The 7,154-nt window shown below is 65.3% G+C and carries 3 protein-coding genes; 1 reads left to right on the top strand and 2 read right to left on the bottom strand.

Going from position 1 to position 7,154, the window contains the following annotated elements; translation table 11 throughout:
* Both QO207_RS30855 and QO207_RS30850 read right to left on the bottom strand, forming a co-directional pair.
* Window positions 1-1,251: ABC transporter transmembrane domain-containing protein (locus QO207_RS30855; RefSeq protein ID WP_301536051.1), on the bottom strand; the 1,251-nt coding region annotated here is incomplete at its 3' end.
* 33 nt (window positions 1,252-1,284) lie between these two features.
* Window positions 1,285-2,637 carry a TolC family outer membrane protein gene (locus tag QO207_RS30850; protein WP_301536050.1) on the bottom strand — a complete coding sequence of 451 codons (1,353 nt, stop codon included), beginning with the start codon at window positions 2,635-2,637 and terminating at the stop codon, window positions 1,285-1,287.
* Window positions 2,638-2,972: 335 nt separating this feature from the next.
* On the opposite strand from QO207_RS30850, the gene QO207_RS30845 reads away from it, so the two are divergent.
* Window positions 2,973-7,154: retention module-containing protein (locus tag QO207_RS30845; RefSeq protein WP_301536049.1), on the top strand; the 4,182-nt coding region annotated here is incomplete at its 3' end.

Raw genomic sequence — 7,154 nt, 5'->3', positions numbered from 1 at the left:
CTCCAGGAACGGTGGCCGCCTTCGAGCATCACGCCGATGCCGTACTCGTCGTGGGCGTGCCGCGGGAAGCTGCGCGCCGAGAGAATCTCGACGGTGCGCAGGCCGGGCAGGGCGGCGGCTGAGGGTGCCGATGGTCTGTTCCCACAGGTACTGGCGCTCGCTTTCGGCGTTGTTGACCTTCACCGCGTCGAGGCTGGCGAGGGTCTCGATCAGGCTCGACTGGCGCTCGGCGGCCAGGGCCATGGTGCGGTTCATGGTCTCCACCAGCGGCCGCTGCAGCAGCCAGCCCAGGCCTGCGGCCAGCGGGAAGGCGACCAGCGGGACGAACACCAGCGGGCCGCCGATGATGCCGATCACCAGCAGGATCAGCAGGGTGAACGGCAGGTCGATCAGGGTGGTCAGCGTGAGCGAGTTGAGGAAGTCACGCAGGGTCTGGAATTCGTGGATGTTCTGGGCGAAGGAGCCGACCCGCGCCGGGCGGTACTTCATGCTCATGCCGACGATGCGCTCGAACAGCGTCGCCGAGATGATCAGGTCGGTCTTCTTGCCGGCCAGGTCCAGGCACAGGCCGCGCATGGTCTTGAGCAGCAGGTCGAACAGGTAGGCGCCGCTGATGCCGACGGCCAGCACCCAGAGGGTGGCGGCAGCCTGGTTGGGCACCACGCGGTCGTAGACGTTCATCACGAACAGCGGCGCGGCCAGGGCGATCAGGTTGATCAGCAGGCTGGCGGCGACGGCGTCGACATACAGCCAGCGCGAGCGCTTGAGGGTGTCGCGGAACCAGCTCTTGACCCGCGGGATCAGCTCGCCGTGCTGCAGGTCGAACTTGTGCTGCGGCTGGGCGAAGAAAGCCTGGCCGGCGTAGTCCTCGCTCAGCAGCTCGCGGGTGACACGCACTTCGCCGCCGTCGCTTTCCGACAGCAGCAGGCGCGCATCGCCGTTGCTTTCCCAGCCCAGCAGCACCGCACAGCGCCCCTCGCGCAGCAGCAGCATGGCCGGCATCGCCAACGCGGGGATCTGCTCCAGCTTGCGCTGCAACAGGCGCCCCTGCAGGCCGGCACGCGCGGCGGCGCGCGGCAGCAGTTCGGCGGACAGGCGCTGGCCGGGCAGCGGCAGGCCGCTGGTGAGCATGGCGCGGCTGGCCGGCTTCTGGTGCAGCTGACAGAGCGTCAGCAGGCTGTCCAGCAGCGGGTCGTCCAGCAGACCGCGCGGATCATGACTTAAGGGAACTGCACTGACTTCTTGATCCACGCGGGTGTTCTCTTGGCTGGACTATGGGCCGGCTCAGTTCAGGCCGGGGAGTTGCACTTTCGGCTTGATGTTCTCGGACGCCACCGAGGCCAGCGGCGCTACCACGCCCTGGCTCTTGAGCAGTTCGCCCAGGGTCGCCTTGATACGGTACTGGGTGTACAGCTCGGTGTACTTCAGGTCGACCAGACGGCGCGAAGCGTTGAACAGTTCGTTCTCGCTGTCCAGCAGGTCGAGCAGGGTACGCTCGCCGATGGTGAATTGCTTCTGGTAGGCCTCGCGCACACGGGTGCTGTAGTCCACGTACTGGCGTGCGATGGGCAGCTGGTCGCGGGCGTTGCTCAGGGCGTTCCAGGACAAACCGAGTTCCTCGTTCAACTGACGCAGGGCGTTGTTGCGGATATCCAGGGCCTGGTTGGTCTCGTAGGACTTGGCTTCCAGCTCGGCCTTGTTGCTGCCACCGGCGAACAGGTTGTAGCGCATGCGCAGCATGGCCTGCCATTCGTTGTTGTGGCCTTCTTCTCCGTCGAGGTTGTTATCGGCACCGCGGGAAAGTTCTGCATCGAATCTCGGATAGAAGGTCGACTTCGCCGCTTCGTACTGCTTCTCGGCCGCCGCCACGTCGGATTCCGCCGAGCGCAGGATCGGGCTGTTCTCCACCAGCTGCCGACGAGCGGCCTGCAGGTCATCCGGCAACTGGCCGACAAGACCAGTCGGATCGGTCAGCTCGACCGGGTCGCTGCCCACCACGCTGTAGTAGTTGGTGCGGGCATCGGCCAGGTTGGTCTGCTCGGTCATCAGGTTGTTCTGCGCCTGGGCCAGACGCGCCTCGGCCTGGTCCTGGTCCGCCAGGCGGCCGACGCCGCGCGAGCTGCGCAGGCTGATCTGGTCGTAGACGCGCTGGTGGTTCTTCAGGTTGTCCTCGGCCAGACGGACCATTTCCTGGCGACGCAGTACGTCGATGTAGACCTGGGCGACGTCCAGCGCGGTGCGCTCGGAGGTACCCAGCAGCGCGTAGGCGCGGGAATTGACGTTGGCCTGCTGGCGGCCGACTTCGCTGGAGGTGGCGAAGCCGTCGAAGACCATCTGGCGCAGGGCGAGGTTGGATTCGCCGCGGTTCAGGGTCTTCCAGGAGTGGTCGCCTTCGGCGCGGGTGGTGGTGTTGTCGGAACCCTCACGACCGTAACCGGCGGTCAGGTCGACGGACGGCAGGTAGCCACCCTTCGCCGCGCGCAGCTGCTTGTCGGCGGCCAGGCGGGAGTTCACGCCTGCCTGGATTTCCGGGTGGTAGTCCATCGCCTTCTGCATGGCCTGGGTCAGGCTGTCGGCATGGGCGGGAATGACGAATGAGAGGGCAAAGGGCACTACAGCAGCGAATCGCAGACGCATGGAAAACATCCTTATCAATGGGATAGCCGCAGCGATTCGATTGCCGCAAATAGCGTCAAAAGACCGGCGAATGCGCTGCAAGGAAGCATCGAAAAGCGTGATCAATTTCACGCTAAATTTTTTTACGCGAGCACCCGATATCAAAGTGACATCGATTTGCCAATTGTTTAGGATGGCAGTCGAATGGTCAATACATTGGCATATACGTAATTTCGAATCGCGATAAGCCAATGTATTGACGCCAAATTTTTTGCTCTCACAGACAAGGGAATGCCACCTGAGCCGACCACCATGCGGCCGGTCGGCAACCAGGCAAGCCTCACCAGGAGAAATGCATGAGCAGCGTCGTCGCGGTCGTTAAAAGCATCATCGGCCAAGTGATTGCGGTATCCCCCGAAGGCGTCCAGCGCGTGCTGGTCGAAGGGGATCGCATCTATCAGGGCGAACAGCTGCTCACCGGCGCCGCCGGCGCAGTCACCCTGGATGTAGGCAAGGGCAAGCTGGTCGACCTGGGCCGCGACAGCCAGTGGAGCAGCGCCGACCTGCCGCAGGCCGAGCACGCGCGTGCGCCGCAGCCGCAGGTGGAAACCCCGAGCGCTGCCGACCTGCAGAAAGCAATCGCCGCCGGCCTCGACCCGACCCAGGCCCTGGCCCCCACCGCCGCCGGCCCGAGCGCTGGCGCTTCGGCGGGTGGCTCCGGCGCCGCCGGTGGCAGCCACAGCTTCGTGATGCTCAACGAGACCGCTGGTCGGGTCGACCCGAACATCGGCTACGACACCGCCGGCCTGAACAACGGCCGCGACGCCTCCGACGAACGGCAGGGCGACCTGACGCCGAACCTGGCCCCGGAATTCACCGAAGGCAGCAATGGCGAGCTGAATCTCAGCACTCCTGAAGACACCCTGCTCACCGGCGCCTTCAACGCCCGCGATCCGAACGGCGACACCATCAGCTACAGCGTCGGCCAGGGCCCGGCCAACGGCCAGCTGGTGCTCAACCCCAACGGCACCTGGCAGTACCAGCCCAACAGCGACTACAACGGCGGCGACAGCTTCACCGTGATCGTCACCGACAGCCGCGGTGCCTCCAGCACCCTGACCGTCAACGTCGGCGTCACCCCGGTGAACGACGCTCCGGTCGCCAGCGGCACCTACACCGGCAGCGTGACCGACACCGCCGCCAACGACAGCTTCGCCGACATCAAGGGCAAGCTGACCGCCACCGACGTCGACGACACCAACCTGACCTGGAGCGGCAGCGCCAAGGGCGCCTACGGCTCGCTGACCGTCAACCCGGACGGCAGCTACACCTACGTGGTCGACGCCAACGCGGTGAACGCCCTGCCCGAAGGGCAGAATCCGAAGGAAAGCTTCACCGTCACCGTGACCGATCCGTCGGGCGCGACCGACACCCGCGTCATCACCATCGACATCCACGGCGCCAACGACACCCCCGAGGCCATCGATGGCCAGGCCAGCGGCCAGGAAGACAGCGTCGTCGGCGGCCAGCTCGAAGCCAGCGACCGCGACACCGGCACCACCCTGACCTTCAGCGGCAACGGCACCCCGCCGGCAGGTTTCACCCTGAAGCCGGACGGCAGCTGGACCCTGGATGCGAAGGACCCGGCCTACCAGCACCTGGCCGAAGGCGAGACCCTGGTGGTGAAGGTGCCCTACACCGTCACCGATGAGCACGGCGCGAGCAGCACCGCGACCCTGACCATCACCCTGACCGGCACCAACGACGCGCCGGTCGCCCTCCCCGGCGCCGCCACCACCGAGGAGAACACCGTTCTCCAGGGCCAGGTGCCGACCGCCAGCGATGTGGACGGCACTGTCGTCGGCTACCAGCTCACCACCGGCGTGGGCAATGGCAACGGCACTCTGACCTTCAACCCGAACGGCAGCTACAGCTTCAACCCGGGCAAGGACTTCGACAGTCTGGCCCAGGGCGAGACCCGCGACGTGACCTTCACCTACCAGGCGAAGGACAACAACGGCGCGCTGAGCGACCCGCAGACCATCACCATCACCGTGACCGGCACCAACGATGCGCCGGTGGCCTTCGCTGACAGCCAGACCACCGAAGAGAACAGCGTTCTCAACGGCCAGGTTCCGGCTGCCACCGACGTGGATGGCACCGTCGTCGGCTACCAGCTGACCACCGACATCGCCCAGGGCAAAGGCTCGCTGACCTTCAACGCTGACGGCAGCTACACCTTCAACCCGGGTGCTGCGTTCGATCACCTGGCTGCCGGCCAGAGCGAAAACGTGACCTTCACCTACCAGGCGAAGGACAACAACGGCGCACTGAGTGACCCGCAGACCATTACGATCACCGTCACTGGCACCAACGACGCCGCGGTGATCACCGGCCAGACCACTGGCAGCGCCGATGAGACCAATGCCCCGGTCACCATCGATGGCAAGCTGAGCGTCACCGACGTCGACAGCCCGGCCACCTTCCAGGCCCAGACCAATACCGCCGGTGACTACGGCAAATTCAGCATCGGCACCGATGGCAGCTGGAGCTACGTCGCCAACTCCGCCTTCAACGAACTGAAGGTCGGTGAGCACCTCACCGACACCTTCGAAGTGAAGGCGGCAGACGGCACCACCACCAGCGTTACCGTGACCATCAACGGCACCAACGATGCACCGGTTGCCACCGCCGACACCCAGACCACCGACGAGAACAGCGTCCTCAACGGTCAGGTTCCGGCTGCCACTGACATCGATGGCACTGTGGTCAGCTACCAGGTCGCCACTGGCGTGGCCCAGGGCAAAGGCACCCTGACCTTCAACGCCGACGGTAGCTACACCTTCAATCCGGGCAGCGCATTCGACCATCTGCCGGTCGGCCAGAGCGAAGACGTCACCTTCACCTACCAGGCGAAGGACAACAACGGCGCCCTGAGCGACCCGCAGACCATCACCATCACCGTCACCGGCACCAACGACAAGCCGGTCGCCATCGATGGCACCGCCACCACCGAGGAGAACACCGTTCTCCAGGGCCAGGTTCCGACCGCCACCGACGTAGACGGCACTGTGGTCGGCTACCAGCTGGCGGACAACGTCGCCCAGGGCAAAGGCTCGCTGACCTTCAACGCGGATGGCAGCTACACCTTCACGCCGGGCAGCGACTTCGATCACCTCGCCGCCGGCCAGAGCGAGGAAGTCACCTTCACCTACCAGGCGAAGGACAACGACGGCGCGCTGAGCGATCCGAAGACCATCACCATCACCGTGACCGGCACCAACGATGCCGCGGTGATCACCGGCGACACTTCCGGCGAAACCGACGAGACCAACGCTCCGGTCACCATCGACGGCAAGCTGAACGTCACCGACGTCGACAGCCCGGCAAGCTTCCAGGTCCAGACCAACACCGCTGGCGACTACGGTAAATTCAGCATCGGCGCCGACGGCAGCTGGTCCTACGTAGCCAACTCCGCCTACAACGAACTGAAAGTCGGCGAACAGCTCTCCGACACCTTCGAGGTGAAGGCGGCCGACGGCACCAGCACCAGCGTTACCGTGACCATCAACGGCACCAACGATGCGCCGGTCGCCTCGGCTGACACCCAGACTACCGACGAGAACAGCGTTCTCAACGGCCAGGTTCCGGCCGCCAGCGACATCGACGGCACCGTGGTCAGCTACCAGGTCGCTACTGGCGTGGCCCAGGGCAAAGGCACCCTGACCTTCAACGCCGACGGCAGCTACACCTTCAATCCGGGCACCGCGTTCGACCACCTGGCCGCCAGCGCCCATGAAGACGTGACCTTCACCTACCAGGCGAAGGACAACAACGGCGCCCTGAGCGATCCGCAGACCATCACCATCACCGTCACCGGCAGCAACGACGCGCCGGTCGCCAGCGCCACCAAGGACGCGGTGAAGGAAGATGCACAGATCAGCGGCCAGCTCGCCGCCACCGACGCCGACGACGGCGCCAAGCTCACCTATGCCCTGGACAAGAACGCCCCGGCCGGCTTCACCGTCGATGCCGACGGCAAGTGGTCCTTCAACGCTGGCGATGCGGCCTACCAGCACCTGAAACAAGGCGCCACGCAGACCATCAGCATCCCCTTCACCGTGACCGACGAGCACGGTGCGACCAGCTCCAGCAGCCTGACCATCACCATCACCGGCACCAACGATGCGCCGGTGGCCAAACCCGGCAGCGCCGGCGTCAGCGAAGACAAGCTCAGCATCGGCAAGCTGAGCGCCAGCGATATCGACGATGGCGCCAAGCTGAGCTTCAGCCTGAACGACAAGGCACCAGCCGGCTTCGCCCTGCTCAAGGACGGCAGCTGGGTGTTCAACGGCCTCGACCCGGCTTACGCCAGCCTCGCGGCCGGCGAGACCCGGGAGCTGAAGATCAACTACACCGTGACCGATGAGCACGGTGCGACCGATACCAACACCCTGACCCTGACCGTCACCGGCACCAACGACACGCCGATCGCCTTCCCGGCTGCCGGTTTCGTCAAGGAAGACGCACAGATCAGT

Source organism: Pseudomonas sp. CAN1 (assembly GCF_030462585.1).
GTDB lineage: Bacteria > Pseudomonadota > Gammaproteobacteria > Pseudomonadales > Pseudomonadaceae > Pseudomonas.
This window is presented reverse-complemented; position numbering and strand designations above follow the sequence as displayed.